Origin of the sequence: Gordonia pseudamarae (assembly GCF_025273675.1) — a bacterium.
In the GTDB taxonomy this organism is placed as follows: domain Bacteria; phylum Actinomycetota; class Actinomycetes; order Mycobacteriales; family Mycobacteriaceae; genus Gordonia; species Gordonia pseudamarae.
The window spans coordinates 4,167,449-4,184,043 of record NZ_CP045809.1; the positions used below are offsets into that span (position 1 = coordinate 4,167,449).

A 16,595-nucleotide genomic window follows, 5' to 3' on the forward strand; every position below is an offset into this window, starting at 1 on the left:
CTCAGTCAATGGGGTGAGGGTCAGTTGGCGAGGTCGTCGACGGTGGCCGACTCGTTGCGCGACAGATTGATGCCCAGGTTGGCCGCGGCGCGCTCGAGATCCTCGTCGTCGGTGTCGGCCATCTCGATGGCCGCGCCGTCCGAGGACAGCACCTCCACGTTCAGGCACAGCGACTGCAGTTCCTTGAGCAACACCTTGAACGACTCGGGGATACCCGGCTCCGGGATGTTCTCGCCCTTGACGATGGCCTCGTACACCTTCACGCGCCCGACGACATCGTCGGACTTGATGGTGAGCAGCTCCTGCAGGGTGTAGGCGGCGCCGTAGGCCTGCATCGCCCAGCACTCCATCTCACCGAAGCGCTGACCACCGAACTGGGCCTTACCGCCGAGCGGCTGCTGGGTGATCATCGAGTACGGACCGGTCGAACGCGCGTGAATCTTGTCGTCGACGAGGTGGTGCAGCTTGATGATGTACATGTAGCCGACCGACACCGGGTACGGGAACGGCTCGCCGGAACGACCGTCGAACAGCGTCGCCTTGCCGTCGCCGTTGACCATGACCTCACCGTCACGGTTGGGCAGGGTGCTGCCGAGCAGACCGGTCAGCTCCTCCTCGCGCGCACCGTCGAACACCGGGGTGGCGGTGTTGGTGTCGGGAGCCGAGTAGTACATGTCCTCGGGCAGCTTCGACGCCCACTCCGGCACACCGCCGGCCACGTCGATGTTCCATCCGGCCTTGGCGATCCAGCCCAGGTGGGTTTCCAGGATCTGACCGATATTCATACGGCGGGGCACACCGTGCGTGTTCAGGATGATGTCGACGGGGGTGCCGTCGGGCAGGAACGGCATGTCCTCCTGCGGGAGGATCTTGCCGATGACGCCCTTGTTGCCGTGCCGGCCGGCGAGCTTGTCGCCGTCCTGGATCTTGCGCTTCTGCGCCACGTACACGCGGACCAGTTCGTTGACGCCGGGTGCGAGATCGTCGTCGTCGTCGCGACTGAACACACGCACACCGATGACCTTGCCGGTCTCACCGTGCGGCACCTTGAGCGAGGTGTCGCGGACCTCGCGGGCCTTCTCACCGAAGATGGCGCGCAGCAGGCGCTCCTCCGGAGTCAGCTCGGTCTCGCCCTTCGGGGTAACCTTGCCGACCAGGATGTCGCCGTCGCGGACCTCGGCACCGATACGCACGATGCCGCGCTCGTCGAGATCGGCGAGCACCTCGTCGGAAACGTTGGGGATGTCGCGGGTGATCTCCTCGGCACCGAGCTTGGTGTCGCGGGCGTCGATCTCGTGCTCCTCGATGTGGATCGAGGTGAGCACGTCCTCCTCCACGAGCCGCTGGCTCAGGATGATCGCGTCCTCGTAGTTGTGGCCCTCCCACGGCATGATCGCCACGAGCAGGTTCTTGCCGAGCGCCATCTCGCCGTTCTCGGTGCACGGGCCGTCGGCCAGCACCTGACCGACCTCCACGCGCTGCCCCTCGTCGACGATCGGGCGCTGGTTGGCGCACGTGCCGTGGTTGGAGCGGGCGAACTTGTTCAGGCGGTAGGTCTTGCGGCTGCCGTCGTCACCCATCACGGTGATGTAATCGGCCGAGACCTCCTCGATGACACCGGTCAGCTCGGAGACGATGACGTCGCCGGCATCGACCGCGGCACGCAGCTCCATACCGGTACCCACCAGCGGCGACTCGTTGCGCACCAGCGGCACGGCCTGACGCTGCATGTTGGCACCCATCAGGGCGCGGTTGGCGTCGTCGTGCTCGAGGAACGGGATCATCGCGGTGGCCACCGAGACCATCTGGCGCGGCGACACGTCGAGGTACTGCACGGCGTCGGCGCCGACGAACTCGACCTCCGAGCCCTTCTTCCGCACCAGGACGCGCTCGTCGGTGATGCGGCCGTCGAGCCCATAGGAGGTGTTGGCCTGGCCGATGAGGTAACGATCCTCCTCGTCGGCGGTCATGTACTCGATGGTGTCGGTGACGTGACCGTTCTCCACCTTGCGGTACGGGGTCTCGATGAAGCCGAACGGGTTGACCCGCGCGTACACCGACAGCGAACCGATCAGGCCGATGTTCGGGCCCTCGGGCGTCTCGATCGGGCACATGCGGCCGTAGTGCGAGGGGTGCACGTCGCGCACCTCGAGGCCGGCACGCTCACGCGACAGACCGCCCGGGCCCAGCGCCGACAGACGACGCTTGTGGGTCAGCCCCGACAGCGGGTTGTTCTGGTCCATGAACTGGGACAGCTGGCTGGTGCCGAAGAACTCCTTGATCGCCGCCACCACGGGACGGATGTTGATCAGGGTCTGCGGGGTGATCGCCTCGACGTCCTGAGTGGTCATGCGCTCACGCACGACACGTTCCATACGCGAGAGACCCACGCGGATCTGGTTCTGGATCAGCTCGCCCACGGTACGCAGACGACGGTTGCCGAAGTGATCGATGTCATCGACCTCGATGGGCACCTCGATGCCCTCGGGGCCGGTGACCGACGAGAAGGTGACCGTGTGCGGGTCGGCCTCGTGCAGGCGCACCAGGTATTCGACGGTGGCCGCGATGTCCTCACGGGTCAGCGTCGACTCACCGACCATCGGATTGGCGGTCAGGCCCAGCTTTTTGTTGACCTTGTAGCGGCCCACGCTGGCCAGGTCGTAGCGCTTCTCCTTGAAGAACAGGTTCTCCAACAGCGACTCGGCCGACTCCTTGGTGGGCGGCTCGCCCGGCCGCAGCTTGCGGTAGACCTCCAGCAGCGCCTCGTCCTGGTTGGAGGTGGAGTCCTTCTCCAGGGTCGACATCATGATCTCGGAGAAACCGAAACGGTCGGCGATCTCCTCGGTGGTCCAGCCGAGTGCCTTGAGCAGCACGGTGACCGGCTGGCGGCGCTTGCGGTCGATGCGCACACCCACGGTGTCGCGCTTGTCGACGTCGAACTCCAGCCACGCGCCGCGGCCCGGGATCACCTTGACGGTGTGCAGGGTCTTCTCGGTGGCCTTGTCGATGGCGGCGTCGAAGTACACGCCGGGGCTGCGCACGAGCTGGCTCACCACGACACGCTCGGTGCCGTTGATGACGAAGCTGCCCTTGTCGGTCATGATCGGGAAGTCGCCCATGAAGACGGTCTGCGACTTGATCTCGCCGGTGTTGTTGTTGATGAACTCGGCGGTGACAAACAGCGGCGCCGCGTACGTCATGTCCTTGTCCTTGCACTCATCGACCGAGGCCTTGACCTCGTCGAAGTGCGGATCGGAGAAGGACAGCGACATCGAGCCCGAGAAGTCCTCGATCGGGGACAGTTCGTGCAGGATGTCCTCAAGGCCACCCGTCGGGTTCTCGACGCCACGGGTGAGGGCCTTTGCCCGCCACTCCGGAGACCCGACGAGCCACTCGAACGAATCGAGCTGCAGATCGAGCAGACCGGGAACCTCCAACGGCTCGCTGATCTTTGCGAATGAAGCGCGGTGCGGCGCTCCGGGGATGGTTGAGGTGGACTGGCGGTTGATTGCCAAGATGCGTCCTTCCAACACGAAGTGTGAACCTAGCTAGCGGTGCTCGGCTTGATGGGCCGTTCGCTGGAGACACACCTGTGTCGGCATCAACCACAAGTTCATGCGACGCACGACGCGTCACATGTGGCCTGGGGAAGAATCAAAGATGGACAGGAGGCAGCCAGCGCAACGTCCAACTGTATCAGAAAATAGGCGCGGTTTGTCAACCCACGCCTGAAGCGATCCGGCTCTGGAACGATCCGGCGCTGACGCCGGTGGCTACCCACTCATCTGTCACTGCAGACAGAGTGGACCGAGATCAGCTCCGCGTCAAGCGAAACGCCCACATTCACGATTTCTCAGCGGTTGTTCACCCGCGAACACCCGCCCTCGCCCTACGACACCGCGCTGATCTGGTCGACCTGTTCGATCAACCAGGTATCGCCCTTGCGCACCATGCGCAGGTCGATCGCGGGCGCCCCGCTGTTGGCCGCCTGGCCGTTCTGCGACTGACTGATCACCAGGTTCATGATCACGTGGGCCCTGGCGCCCTCACCACTGCCCGTCAGCTCCATCACGCCCACGCCGTCCACCTTGCAGTCGGCGACCGCCTTGGTCTGCTCGATCGCCTGCTTCTGCGTCGGTAGATACTCGTTGAAATCCTTGAGCGGTTCACCGGTCAGCGCCGAACGCGCCTTGTCGGCCCAGGTGTTGAAGTCCGTGCCGTCGTAGGCGAGCACGGTACATGCCTTGCTGCCCGCCTGCGAGGCCAGCTCCGTGGTGGCGGCCTCGTCGATGAACGCCCTGTTCGGACCGATGGTCGCACCCGGATGCAGTGCGCCGACGATCGCGACGACGGCGAACACCACCGCAGCCGCGGCCAGCCATATCGCCGCCGACCACGGCGACCGGCCGCGGAGCGCACGGGTGGCCGTCGCGGCGGTTTCGGGAACCGACGACGAGGATCCGGTACCGGTCGCGGCCGGGCCGTCGGTGACCGGAGAAGCCTTCGGGCCCGACGAGCCGTCTGCGGCGGCCGAACTGTCGGGGTCGGTCGAGCTGTCGGGGTCGGTCGAGCTGTCGGGGTCGGTCGAGCTGTCGGGGTCGGTCGGGCTCTCGGGGCGAGACGACGGCTTGACCAGGCTCGGCGGCCCGGCCGGCTTCCGTGTTCCGTCGGCCGGCTCGGGCGACGTACCCGGATCCGGCGTTTCGGCCGCGGATACGTCGGCGATCGGCCTGCCCTCGCGGTCGAGACCCGCAACACGCGGGCGTGCCTTCTTCGGACGTGGATTCGTTGCCATCATCAGTTACCCGCCCCCTGGGTTGTGCTCGGCTGCGGCGTCGCGGTGGTGCCCGTCTGGTCCTGTCCCGCGTTGGTGATGTCGGTCTCCAGTGCCAGCGAATCGAGCGAGGCGATGCTCGACGCCTTCCACACGTCGCCCTTCTTGGTCATTCCCACCATGAAGCCCATCGACCGTTTGACGCCGGCCTCACCGGTCTTCTTCGAGGTCGCCTCCACGTACACCAGCACCCTTGCGGTGCCCTCGTCGGCGTTCACCTCCACCGGCGCGCTACGCAGCACCCGGCTCGACAACGTGGCCACCTGCCCGGTCCCGGCCGACTCGATCTGCTGGGTCAGGGCCTTGAAATCGTTGGGTGTGATCTGACTGCGCGCGGCACCGGTGAGCGACGAATCGATCCGCCGCTGCCAGTCCTTCACGTTCGCCGGGTCGATCGTGGTGATGTTGACGATGGCGTTCTCGGCACCGATCCTCGAATCCTCGCGGGCGGTCTGCGTCGGCTTCTGGTTGACGTAGACGTCATAGCCGTGCATGCCGAAGATCACCGCACACACCAGGGCAACCACCGCGGCCACCCCGGCCGCAGCCGTCACCAGGAGTCGGGTCCGGGGCGAAGGATCCGCCGACTCCGCGGACGTCTCCGAACCGGTGCCCGGGGTGTCAGGGCCCGGGGTGTCAGGGCCCGGGGTGTCAGGGCCCGGGGTGTCAGGGCTCGGGGTGTCAGGGTCCGGGGCGTCAGGGGGGGTCTCGTTCACCGGCTGAGAACTGTCGTCGGTCATGTCATCCTTGAGGTCTGGCTGTGACAGCGGGCCTGCCCACCGCCGAATCGTCCGCCCCGCGGCACGGGTCATCCAGGTCCTGGATCACCGACGCACGGGGCATCGAGTCTTCCTGGGTGAGCACGCCCACCGTCGGCCGTCGGCCACTGTAGCGCCCCACGCTGAGAAAACCCATGCCACCGCGGCTGAGCGGACGACATGGGTTCTCCCTTCGGCTACTTGGCGTGGATACCGAGTAGGCCCGCGAGCTGCGTCGCGATCGGGTTGAGATTGAGCTTGTCCGGATCCTTCTTGGGAGTGTTGTCCCAGGGCTGAGGAATCGTCGGATTGGCCAGGTCGGCGCGTGCCGCGCTGCGCACACCCGTCGGATTGCCCACCGGAACCTTGCATTCGGCCTGCGTGTTGAACGGAAACTCGTCGTAGTTGATGTCGAAGTCCGGGTTCCGCTTCTTCATCTCCTCGATGATCTTCTGCGTGCTCTCGTAGCCCTTGGTGCAGGCCGGCGGGTTATTGGTCTCCAGCACGATGCCGAAGTGGATCTGCCCGTCACCGGGAACCACGCTCTTGCTGCCGGAAGACAGCGCCGACAGCATCGCGAAGATGGTGTTGGTGGCGTAACCGGTAGGCCCGATCGTCCGCATCGTGGTGCCGAGATCCTTCATGACCTTGGTCAGGTCACCACCGTGTTTGCGGAACAACTCCGACAACTCGGTACCCGCCGACGGACCGTTCTTCAGCACCCGCCGAATGTCCGGATCGGACGACTTGAGTGTCTCGGTGACCACGTCGAGGTTGCGGGCCCAGCTCAGGATCTCGTCCTTCTGCTCGGCCTGCGTACCCAGCACCACATTCGAGTTCTCGATCAGCGAGATGGTCTCGGGCAACGAGTCGACACCCGCCTTGGCCAGCACACCCAGCGAGTCCACGAGACGTTCGAGGTTCTCACTCTGCCTGTTGAACGCCTCGCCCAACTCGGTGACAACCGTGTGGAAATCATCGATCGGCACTTCCTCGGTGAACTTGATCGCCGAGTTCAGGATGTTTTCGACCGGTGGCGGAATCGACGTGCGCTCCCTCGGGATCACCGAGCCGTCCTTGAGGAACGGGCCCGCCGACGACGTCGGCTGCAGGTCGATGAACTGTTCGCCGACCGCCGAGCGGTTGGCGATCACGGCACTCGCCGACGCGGGAACCTTCGGGGCGCTCTTGTTGAGATTCAGGATGACGTCGACGCCGTCCTTGGTCAGCTTCAGATCGCCGACCGTACCGACCGGCGTGCCCTGGTAGGTCACCTCGGCGTTCTTGAAGATGCCGCCCGACGACTCGGCCATCTGCACCGTCACGTCGTACTGGCCGAGTCCGGACAACTTGTCCAGGCGCGCGTACTTGGCGCCAGCGTACACCACAGCGACGATGCCGACGATCGCGAACGCGATCAGCTGGATTTTGGCTAGCTTGCTGATCACTTGTCTACCCCGATCATCGAGAGCGGGCCGTCGATGAACCGCTGATCCGCGGCCGCGGGAGCCGGCATGACCGAATACTGCGTCTTCGCCCGGGACTTCGACTCCGACTCGGCCGTGTTCTTCTTCTTGGCCGAATATCTGCGGCCACTGGGCGGTGTGTTCGGACCGGGCTGCGCACCGGGCAGCGGGTTGATCAGGGTGATCGTCGGCCAGCCCGCCCGCGGACCGTTGCCGTTGACGTACGGGTTGCTCGGATCAACCGGATACGGGTGCGCCTGGACCGGCGAGTGCTTCGGTGTTCCCTGTCCCACACCGAGTGCCTCGATCTGGTTGAGGATCCGCAGGTCCAGTGTCATGAACAAGTTGGTCGAGTCACCGTGCACCGCGGGCAGGATCTCGTCCGGGAACGGAATCGTCAGGAACAACGGGGCCGAGGTGATCAGATCGGGCGCCGCCTTCGTCAGCTCGCTGAGCACCGGCCGCAACGCCTTCAGATCGGTGATCAGAGCGTCGCGGGACTTGGTGAGGATGCCGGTACCCACCTCGCCGAGCCGGTCGAGCTTGGTGAGCAGTTCGACGAACTGCGGCCGCTGATCCTCGAGCACCCGGACGGCCTCGGGCAGCTCGTTGAGAATGCGGTCGATCTGCGTGGTCTGGGCGACCGTGCGCCGAGACAGCCGGTCGAGTCCGTCGATCGCGTTGACGATGTCGTCACGCTGCCGGTTCAGTCCGGCGACCAGCGTCTGCGCGGTCTCCAGCAGCGAACGCAGTTCCTTGCCGTCGGGGCCGAGCGCCTTGTTCAGTTCGTTGACAATCGGTGTCAGCTGGTTGAGTCCACCACCGTTGAGCAGCATCGACAGCGCACCGAGCACTTGCTCGATGTCGGTGGCGGTGCGGGTGCGCTCGTTGCCGACCGAGTTCCGGATCGGCTGTGCGGGATCCTGCCGGGGCGCGTTCTGCGAACCCGTCGGCTCCGACAGCGACACGAACTTCTCGCCGAGGAGGGCGGTCTGCTGGATCTCGACGTGCGCCAATTCCGACAGATTCACCTCGTTCTTGACCTCGATCTTGACGTCGGCCTGCCACGAGTCCTTGGGCACCTTGATCGACACGATCCGGCCGACGTTGATGCCGTTCTTCTTGACCTGCGACTGCGGCACCAGGTCGAGCACGTTGTCGAACTGGATGGTGTAGGTGCGCGGATTGCTCCCCGTGTCGGTGCCACCGGGCAGCGGAAGCTCCTGCATATTGAGGCCACAACCGGCCACCGTGACGGTCGCCGCCACGAGCGCGGCCCCGAGTCCGACGGTACGCGACCGGCCACTGCTGCTGATCCTGGTCATCAGTTGCCCCCACGCTGCGACGGCGGTGTCTGCTTGAGCTGCGGATCGGGGTTGCCGGGAACGGTCCCCGGCGCCGGGCTCCGCTGCAGCTTGTCGTTGCTCATGATGCCGAACGGAAGGATCGGCAACGTCGGCTCCAGAACACCCTTGGTGATCTGTTTGCCCACCTTGGTGCAGTTGTCGATGAGCGGCCGCATCGAGGCACTCCACTGCTTGGCCGCCGGGTCACCGGGCATCAACTTGCCCAGATCCAGCGTCCGGCAGCCAGCACCCAGCAGATCCTGCAGATCCGGGACGGTCAGGCGCATGTCGAGCGTTCCCGATTCGGCGTTGTACGCGCTGATCAGGTTGCTGATCGTCAGCGGCAGCACCGTCAGGACCTCCTTGAGGTTGTCCTTCTCGTCGGCCAGTGCCCTGGTGGTCGGCTGCAGATCGCGCACCGTCTTGCCGAGCTTCTCCTCGTTGTCGTCGAGGAAGGTCGCCACATCGCCGAGCGCGTACGACAGCTTGTTCAGCGCGAGACCGAGCTGTTCACGCTCACCCACCATGTACTTGTTGAACGAGGCCATCTGCGTGTTGAACTGACGCACCTGCTGATCGTTCTCGCGCAGTGCTCCCACGAACACATCCAGGTTCTTGATGGTCGAGACGATGTCACCGCTGGACCCGGCCAGCGTCTGCGAGGCCTTCGACAGCTTCTCGATGGTTTCGCCGAGCTTGGCGCCGTTTCCTTCGAGGTTGTCCGCCCCGATCCGGGCCAGCCTGGTCAGCGCTCCCTCCTGCTCGCCGTTCGCGGGCTTGTTGGCCCCGTTCGGACCGAGCGCGTCGGTGAGGTTCTGGATACCGCGGTAGAGCTCGTCGACCTCGACGGGCACCATCGTCTGCCCCTTGTCGACGGTGAGGTGCAGCGACTTGGGTGCCTTCGCGTCGCCCTCACGGAACACCGGCGTGAGCTGCACATACCGGTCGGCCACGACCGACGGCACGACCTGCACGGCCTTGACGTCCTCGGGCAGGTCGATACCGCGGTCGACGGTCATCTTGACCTGGACCCTGTCCCCTTTGGGAGTCACGTCGGTGACCTGGCCGACCTTGACACCGAGGATCCGCACATCGGTGCCCTTGTAGATGCCCACGGACCGTGTGAACGTCGCGGTGATCTTGGTGGCTCCCATCGAGGAGAACACCCACCACAGGACACCGCCGACGATCAGCGCCAGGATCAGCGCGAACACCGTCGCCACAATGGTTCGCGGGGTGAACCAGCGGCCCGGGCCCGATGTCTGGGTCATGTCGGGAACCGTCATCAGCCGGCCTCCGTTCCGCCGTTGTTCTGCATGGCCTGCTTGTTTGGCGGCCGTGTGGTGTTCTGCTGCGGCAGAGCCGGCGGCAGGATATTGGTGACCACCGACTCCAGCCAGCGGCCGTTCCCGAGGACGTTGCCGTAAAGCCGATAGAAGGGCGCCATGTACTTGATGGTGTCGCGGATGTTCTGGTTCTGCCGTTGCAGCAGCTTGTTGGTCTCGGCCAGGGCGTCGAGCGCGGGCCCGATCTGCTTCTCGTTGTCCCGGACCAGACCGGTGAGCGAGTTGCTGAGCGAGGTGGTGGTCGCCAGCAGCCTGGTGATCGACTTCTGCCGGTTGTTCAGCTCCTGGAGCAATTCACCGGCACCGGCGATGAGACGGGTGAACTCCTCGTTGCGATCGGCCAGGATCTTGGTGGTGTTCTTGGTGGCCGAGAGCAGGCGCTTGACCTCCGAGTCGCGGCTGGCAATGGTCTCCGACAGTCGCGAGAGGCCGTCGAGGGTGGGCGCGAAATTGCCCGCCGTACCCGACAGCGAATCGCTCAAGGCGTTGAACGACTGCGCGAGTTGCTTGGAGTCGATTCCCGACTCCCCCGTGTTCGGGTCGCCGGTCAGCTGGGTCGACGCATCCGAGAACGCCTCGATGACGTCGTACGGGGACACCGTCCGGTCCAGCGGGATCGGTGTGTCCGGGTCGGCCAACTTATCGCCGAGCGGGGTCAGGGCTAGGTACTTCTGCCCCAGCACCGTCTTGATCTGGATCGATGCCTCGGTACGGTCGCCGATCCAGGTGTTGTTCGCGCGGAAAGTCACCTTCACCCGGTCGCCGTCGAGTTCGACGTTGTCGACCTCGCCGACCTTGATACCGGCGACGCGGACCTCGTTCCCCTTCTTGAGGCCTGCGGCCTCACTGAACTCGGCGCTGTAGCGCGCGCCCGCACCCAGCAGCGGAAGCTCGTTCAGGAAGAACGCCGAGATCGCGACCATCAGCACCACCAGGATGCCGATGCCACCGATGCTGACCGGATTTCTCCGACCCGCGAATCGCCTGCTCTTCTTCGGTTGTGCGGCACCCGCCGCGGGAGTGTTCTCGTGTGTCAATTTCCTCACCCCCGGGGCCTGTTGTTGTCACGCCAGCAGCGGGTGGCCGCGCTGGTGTACAGCACATGATTGATGTCGGGCAGGGACACCAGCGGCTTGGTCAGCAAGGTTGACTTGCCGTTGCCGGCGACGACGTCGATGCCGCACAGGTAGAACTGGAACCAGGAACCGAATGTGGCCGCACGTCCCACCTTCTGCAATTTGATCGGCAGATTCGTCAGAACCTGCGCGACATCGTCCTGGCGCTTGTTGACCTGATCGGCCAGCGTCTTCAGACCCGCGATGTCGCCCTGGATGGACGGCCGCGTCTTGGTGAGGATGTCGGAGGTGACCGCGGTCAGATTGGACACCGAGGTGATGGCCGAACCGACCGAGTCGCGTTGCGCCGCCAGACCGCTGACCAGCTTCGAGGTGTTCACCAACAGCGAGTCGAACTCGTCGTTGTGCTTGTTGACCGTGTCCATCACCTTGGTCAGGTTGGTGATCAGCTCACCGATCACCTTGTCCTTGTCGGCCAGGGCGGTGGTCAGGTCGGCGGTGTCCGAGAGCAGACTCGCCATCACATCGCTCTGCCCCTGGAAGACGTTGATGATCTTCTCGCTGAGCTGGTTCACGTCGGTCGGGCTCAGCTCGCGAAACAGTGGCTTGAAGCCGTTGAACAGCTCGGTGAGGTTGACCGCGGGGGTAGTGGAGTCGGTGCCGAAGACGTGGCCGGGCTTGTAGGTGACCCGCTGATCGCCCGCGCCGCGTTCAAGGGCCAGGTACCGCAGGCCGGTGAGGTTGCGGTACTTGATCGCGACGTTGGTGCCCTCGGGCAGCCGGTCGCGGTCGGCGTTGAACGTGACCAGTGCCTGGTTCCGGTTGTGGACCCGGACATCGGTCACCTGGCCCACCCGCACGCCCGCGATGCGGACGTCGTCACCCTTGTTGAGCATCGCGGCGTCGTCGAAGATCGCCTTGTACTCAGCGTCGCCGCTGCCGCCGACATTGCCGATCGTGAGCGCCAGCATCGACGTCGTGACCACGGTGACCACCGCGAACACGATGAGTTTGATCAGGGGTCCGGTGATGGATTTCATTGGATGTTGACCTGCGCTCCCTGCAGCGACATTCCGCCGATCATGGTGACCCAGGTGGGAACCTGATCCGGGTCGTTGCCGGTAGTGCTGGCATACACGACCTTCAACTGATTGACGTACTCCGCGTTGTCGTAGGGGTTGGCTCGCAGCGTGGTGTCGCCGATGGTTCCGGCGGGGATCACGCTGTTCTGGTTCGGCGGGGTGATCGGGAAGTCGTCGCCCACGTTCGGCACGGTTGTGGGGCCGGCGTTGCGTGAGGGCGGCTGGTAGGAGCCCTCACCGAGCCCACCTCCCGGATACTGCGGGAACGGCCGGTTGTCGGTCGCCGGACCGAAGCAGGTGGCGGGCCGGTTGTAGTCGAAGAACCGGGGTTCGTCCTGGTTGGGCAGGTAGCGCCCGCGCGGGTTGACGAACTGCAGGTTCACCCGGGGGCCGGGGTTGGGCGAGCCCTTGCCGGTGACCCTGTCGGATTCGGGGAAGATGCTGGCGAAGTTCTCGAACGTGCAGCCGAACGACGGCGACTGACGCGCCAGACCGCGCATGAAGGGTTCGCCCTTGATGACGACGTCGAGCAGGTCCCTGCGGTTGGTCCGCAACCAGCTCGTGGTGTCGGTGGCCGCGGCCCCCAGCGTCGAGATCAGGTTCCGCAGATCGGACTGTTTCTCGACGATCGTGTTGCCGGTGGTGCGCAGATTGTCCAGGCCGTCGATGATGTCGGGCAGCGCCTCGGAATAGGTCTGCGAGAAGTCCGACAGACCCCGCAACGTGCCCTCGAGGTCGGGCAGCACCTTGTTGATGCCGCTGAACACCTTGTTGAGATCGGTGATCGTGGTGCGCAGCTCGTCACCGCGACCCGAGAGCGCCTTGGACAGCGCGGTCAGCGTGATGTTGAGATCCTGCGGGGGGACGGCCTTGAGGACCGGCAGGAGTTTGTCGAACATCTCCTGGATCTCCTTGGCGTTGCCGCTCTGGTCGGTGTAGATGACCGCGTTCTTGGTACTGGCCAGCGTGGGTCCGCCGGAGGTGTCGGGCACTTTGAGGTCCACGAAGCGTTCGCCGAACAGGGTCTTCGGCAGGATGCGCGCGGTTGTTTCGACCGGCAGCTTCTTGGCCATGTCGGGGTTCAGACCCAGCGTCACGACGACCTTGCCGTCGGGTGACGGGGTGATGTCCCGGACCTCGCCGACGATCACTCCGCGCGCCTTGACGTCGGCGGCGTTGGGCAGCGCGTTGCCGGCGGAATCGGTGGTGAACTTGACGGTGGTGAACGAGGTGAACGCCTTGTTGAACTGCAGGATCGTGAATGCCAGGAAGCCGATGCAGATGAGCAGGAACAGGATACCGAGGAGTCGTTGACGAACGGTTGAGGTCATCGGGTGCCTAGCCTCCCACTCGAACGGTTGTCGTCGTGCCCCAGATGGCCAGACCGAGGAAGAAGTCCAGCAGGGCGATCAGGACGAGCGCCGTACGCACCGCGTGCCCGACGGCCACGCCGACACCCGCGGGACCACCGCTGGCGAAGTACCCGTAGTAGCAGTGCACGAGGATGATCACGAACGCGAACACCAGCACCTTGCCGAACGACCACAACACGTCTTCGGGTGGCAGGAACAGGTTGAAGTAGTGGTCGTAGGAACCCGTGGACTGTCCGTTGAACACGGTGGTCACCGTACGGGAGGCGAAGTACGCCGAGATCAGGCCGAGCACGTACAGCGGGATGACCGCGATGAAGCCGGCGATGACGCGGGTGGACACCAGATACGGAATCGACGGGACGGCCATGACCTCCATGGCGTCGACCTCCTCGGAGATCCGCATGGCGCCCAGTTGGGCGGTAAAGCCGCAGCCGACGGTCGCCGACAGGGCGAGCGCGGCGACCAGCGGGGCGACCTCACGGGTGTTCACGTACGCCGACAGGAAGCCGGTCAGTGCCTGCGATCCCAGCTGGTCGAGGGCGGCGTAGCCCTGCATGCCGACCACGACGCCGGTGAAACCGGACATCATCACCATGACGCCGACGGTGCCGAGGACGACCGCGAGGCCGCCGGTCCCGAAGGCCACCTCGGCGAGCAGGCGGAGCACCTCACGCCGGTAGTGCACGACGGTCTTCGGGATCCAGGCGAGGGTGCGCCCGTAGAAGGACATCTGCTCGCCCGCACCGTCGAGAACCTTCAGCGGCTTGTTGAGCTGCTTGCGCGCCTCGTACGCGTAGTACTCGGACCGCGACTTGGTGATTGTGACGCCACCACCGGGATCGGACATAGCGTCAGCTTCCCTTCGCCGGAACGATCTGGAGGTAGACCGCCGTGATGATCAGATTGGCCAGGAACAGCAGCAGGAACGTGATGACGACGCTCTGGTTGACCGCGTCGCCCACTCCCTTCGGTCCCCCCTTGGGGTTGAGCCCCTTGTAGGCCGCGACAACGCCGGCGATAACACCGAAAATGGCCGCCTTGATGGTGGAGATGTAGAGGTCCGGGAGCTGCGCCAGTGCGCTGAACGAGGCCAGGTACGCACCCGGTGTGCCGTTCTGGAGCACCACGTTGAACATGTAGCCACCGCCGATACCGATGACGGCGACGAGGCCGTTGAGCAGCATCGCGATCAGGATCATGGCCAGCACGCGCGGCACCACCAGGCGCTGGATCGGGTTGATGCCCAGCACCTCCATCGCGTCGATCTCCTCGCGGATGGTCCGTGAACCGAGGTCCGCGGCGACCGCGGAGCCCGCCGCGCCCGCGATCAGGAGCGAGGTGACCAGGGGCGAGCCCTGCTGGATCACCACCAGCACGCTGGCGGCACCCGTGTACGACTCGGCACCGATCTGCTTGATCAGCGAGCCGGTCTGCAGAGAGACGATCGCACCGAACGGAATCGCGATGAGTGCCGTCGGCAAGATCGTCACACTGGCGATGAACCAAGCCTGCTGGATGAACTCTCGCCACTGGAACGGGCGCACAATGGACTGGCGTGCGACATCGACGAATAGCTGAACGATATTGCCGGACTGTGCGAGCGCACCATTGCCAGCTTTTGCTATCCGATCAATACCACGCGTGGTGGCACTGGCCATGAAAGATTAGCTCCGGTTGTCTGGGTCTTCGGTGGAGCTGTGCCGCCCACCCTCGTTCGGGACTTCGTACTCAATGGTCGGACTATCAGCCAAACCCGGCGCAACCGCCCAACTCTGCGTCACCGCATCATCACCGGCATAATCGGCCTGCGGCTTACCCACACCGACCCCGGCCGCGGCATGCGCCTGCGCCCGCTCAGCCCGATTCTGCGCCTTGATCTCATCCTCCTGCGCCATCGACCGCAAAATCGCCTCCTGCGCATTCGGCGGCAACGTATGCAACATCTCATGCACCCGCGCACGATGCCGAATCGCCGCCTGCCGCTCCGGCATACCCGGATTCGGCTGCACCTGCGGAATGATCTCCGTGAAATCATCCTTCGTACCACCACCGGAAATACCCGCAGCCTGCATCGCCGCCTCCGCAGCCGCCACCGCCTCGTCCTTCTCCTCCGACATACCGATCGGACCAAACCGATCACCGGACAAGAACTGCTTCACCACCGGCTGCTCCGACGTCAACAACTGCTCACGCGGACCAAACATCACCAACTCCTTCCGGAACAACATCCCAATATTGTCCGGAATCGTCCGCGCGATATTGATATTGTGCGTCACAATCAAAATCGTCGCATCAATCGTCGCATTGATATCGATCAACAACTGCGAAATATAAGCCGTACGCACCGGATCCAAACCCGAATCCGGCTCATCACACAAAATGATCTGCGGATCCAACACCAACGCCCGCGCCAAGCCGGCACGCTTACGCATACCACCGGAAATCTCACCCGGCAGCTTATCCTCCGCCCCCAACAGACCGACCATGTCGACCTTCTCCATCACGATCCGACGAACCTCGTCCTCCTTCTTCTTCGTATGCTCACGAAGAGGGAACGCGATATTGTCATACAACGACATCGAACCGAACAGCGCACCATCCTGAAACAGCACACCGAACAACTTACGAATCTCGTACAACTCCTTCGCCGAACACTGCGTGATATCAGTGCCATCGATGACCACCGACCCCTGCTCCGGATGCAGCAGACCGATCAACGTCTTCAAAAACACCGACTTACCCGTACCCGAAGGCCCCAACAACGCACTGACCTCACCCGTCGGCAACGTCAACGTCACATCACGCCAAATATTCTGCGACCCGAACGACTTGGTAAGCCCCTCGACACTGACCTCTACACCCACTGCATCCTCCAGACATGTGGCGCCCCCCACGTTCGCGACGGCCGAAACGACCCGATCGCCCAGGAGGCACTTGTGGTTGGGGTCACTGTAGCGGACGCCCCCGGATACCTATACAGCGTTCCGCGTGACGGGCGCATGGCGAGTGCCGCAATCCTTCGACGTTCGACGCTCACCCGTGCTCCCTACTCGCCCGTAACCATGCCGTGCGAGCAGAGTAGCGCATGCCACCCTCCTCGCAAAAGTGCGCCGCCCATCACAGTCGCAAAATACGCCTGCTGGATCGTCAACGGCGACTCTAGTCCGAAGTCCGGCCCCGCGAAGGCCGCGCAGCCGGGTAAAGCCAGCCGAACGACGTCAACGGCCCCCGAATCTGAGAAAAGGCTCAGCGCAGACTATGACGAAGCTGAACAACTGACCTACTTCGGCGTCACACCGAGTAGCTACACGCGT

General features: G+C 64.4%; 12 protein-coding genes. All 12 read right to left on the reverse strand.

Going from position 1 to position 16,595, the window contains the following annotated elements:
• Positions 1–20: 20 nt before the first annotated feature.
• The 12 genes from rpoB to GII31_RS18145 all read right to left on the reverse strand — a co-directional run bounded on the left by rpoB (position 21) and on the right by GII31_RS18145 (position 16,145).
• Positions 21–3,515: a DNA-directed RNA polymerase subunit beta gene (gene rpoB / locus GII31_RS18090; protein WP_213244754.1), complete on the reverse strand. Its 3,495-nt coding sequence runs from the start codon at positions 3,513–3,515 to the stop codon at positions 21–23.
• Between the two features lie 374 nt (positions 3,516–3,889).
• Positions 3,890–4,798 carry a hypothetical protein gene (locus tag GII31_RS18095; RefSeq protein ID WP_213244755.1) on the reverse strand — a complete coding sequence of 303 codons (909 nt, stop codon included), beginning with the start codon at positions 4,796–4,798 and terminating at the stop codon, positions 3,890–3,892.
• Complete coding sequence (locus tag GII31_RS18100) at positions 4,798–5,388, reverse strand: hypothetical protein (RefSeq protein ID WP_213244756.1); 591 nt, start codon at positions 5,386–5,388, stop codon at positions 4,798–4,800. Before GII31_RS18100 ends, GII31_RS18095 begins: the two co-directional genes overlap by 1 nt.
• Before the next feature lie 401 nt (positions 5,389–5,789).
• Positions 5,790–7,040, reverse strand: coding sequence for an MCE family protein (locus GII31_RS18105; protein WP_213244759.1), 1,251 nt, complete (start codon positions 7,038–7,040; stop codon positions 5,790–5,792).
• A complete protein-coding gene (locus GII31_RS18110) occupies positions 7,037–8,383 on the reverse strand; it encodes an MCE family protein (protein ID WP_213244760.1) in 1,347 nt (448 codons plus the stop codon). Before GII31_RS18110 ends, GII31_RS18105 begins: the two co-directional genes overlap by 4 nt.
• The gene (locus GII31_RS18115) at positions 8,383–9,690 is read right to left on the reverse strand and encodes an MCE family protein (protein WP_260840088.1); all 1,308 of its coding nucleotides are present in this window, start codon (positions 9,688–9,690) and stop codon (positions 8,383–8,385) included. The genes GII31_RS18110 and GII31_RS18115 overlap by 1 nt, the downstream gene beginning before the upstream one ends.
• Positions 9,690–10,787 carry an MCE family protein gene (locus GII31_RS18120; RefSeq protein ID WP_246221942.1) on the reverse strand — a complete coding sequence of 366 codons (1,098 nt, stop codon included), beginning with the start codon at positions 10,785–10,787 and terminating at the stop codon, positions 9,690–9,692. The genes GII31_RS18115 and GII31_RS18120 overlap by 1 nt, the downstream gene beginning before the upstream one ends.
• A gap of 5 nt (positions 10,788–10,792) precedes the next feature.
• Positions 10,793–11,866: an MCE family protein gene (locus GII31_RS18125; protein ID WP_213244763.1), complete on the reverse strand. Its 1,074-nt coding sequence runs from the start codon at positions 11,864–11,866 to the stop codon at positions 10,793–10,795.
• Positions 11,863–13,239, reverse strand: coding sequence for an MCE family protein (locus tag GII31_RS18130; RefSeq protein WP_213244764.1), 1,377 nt, complete (start codon positions 13,237–13,239; stop codon positions 11,863–11,865). The genes GII31_RS18125 and GII31_RS18130 overlap by 4 nt, the downstream gene beginning before the upstream one ends.
• Positions 13,240–13,246: 7 nt before the next feature.
• Positions 13,247–14,128 carry an MlaE family ABC transporter permease gene (locus tag GII31_RS18135; RefSeq protein ID WP_213244765.1) on the reverse strand — a complete coding sequence of 294 codons (882 nt, stop codon included), beginning with the start codon at positions 14,126–14,128 and terminating at the stop codon, positions 13,247–13,249.
• A 4-nt stretch (positions 14,129–14,132) separates the two neighbouring features.
• Positions 14,133–14,939, reverse strand: a complete 807-nt coding sequence (locus tag GII31_RS18140) for an MlaE family ABC transporter permease (protein WP_260840089.1) — start codon at positions 14,937–14,939, stop codon at positions 14,133–14,135.
• A 6-nt stretch (positions 14,940–14,945) separates the two neighbouring features.
• Positions 14,946–16,145 (reverse strand): ABC transporter ATP-binding protein, encoded by a 1,200-nt coding sequence (locus GII31_RS18145; protein WP_260840090.1) that lies wholly within the window; start codon positions 16,143–16,145, stop codon positions 14,946–14,948.
• Positions 16,146–16,595 lie beyond the last annotated feature (450 nt).

Bases quoted from the DNA above. Each gene is read 5' to 3' on its own strand.
- GII31_RS18095 (WP_213244755.1), bottom strand. From the start codon at position 4,798: ATGATGGCAACGAATCCACGTCCGAAGAAGGCACGCCCGCGTGTTGCG.
- GII31_RS18110 (WP_213244760.1), bottom strand. From the start codon at position 8,383: ATGACCAGGATCAGCAGCAGTGGCCGGTCGCGTACCGTCGGACTCGGG.
- GII31_RS18115 (WP_260840088.1), bottom strand. From the start codon at position 9,690: ATGACGGTTCCCGACATGACCCAGACATCGGGCCCGGGCCGCTGGTTC.
- GII31_RS18125 (WP_213244763.1), bottom strand. From the start codon at position 11,866: ATGAAATCCATCACCGGACCCCTGATCAAACTCATCGTGTTCGCGGTG.
- GII31_RS18130 (WP_213244764.1), bottom strand. From the start codon at position 13,239: ATGACCTCAACCGTTCGTCAACGACTCCTCGGTATCCTGTTCCTGCTC.
- GII31_RS18135 (WP_213244765.1), bottom strand. From the start codon at position 14,128: ATGTCCGATCCCGGTGGTGGCGTCACAATCACCAAGTCGCGGTCCGAG.
- GII31_RS18140 (WP_260840089.1), bottom strand. From the start codon at position 14,939: ATGGCCAGTGCCACCACGCGTGGTATTGATCGGATAGCAAAAGCTGGC.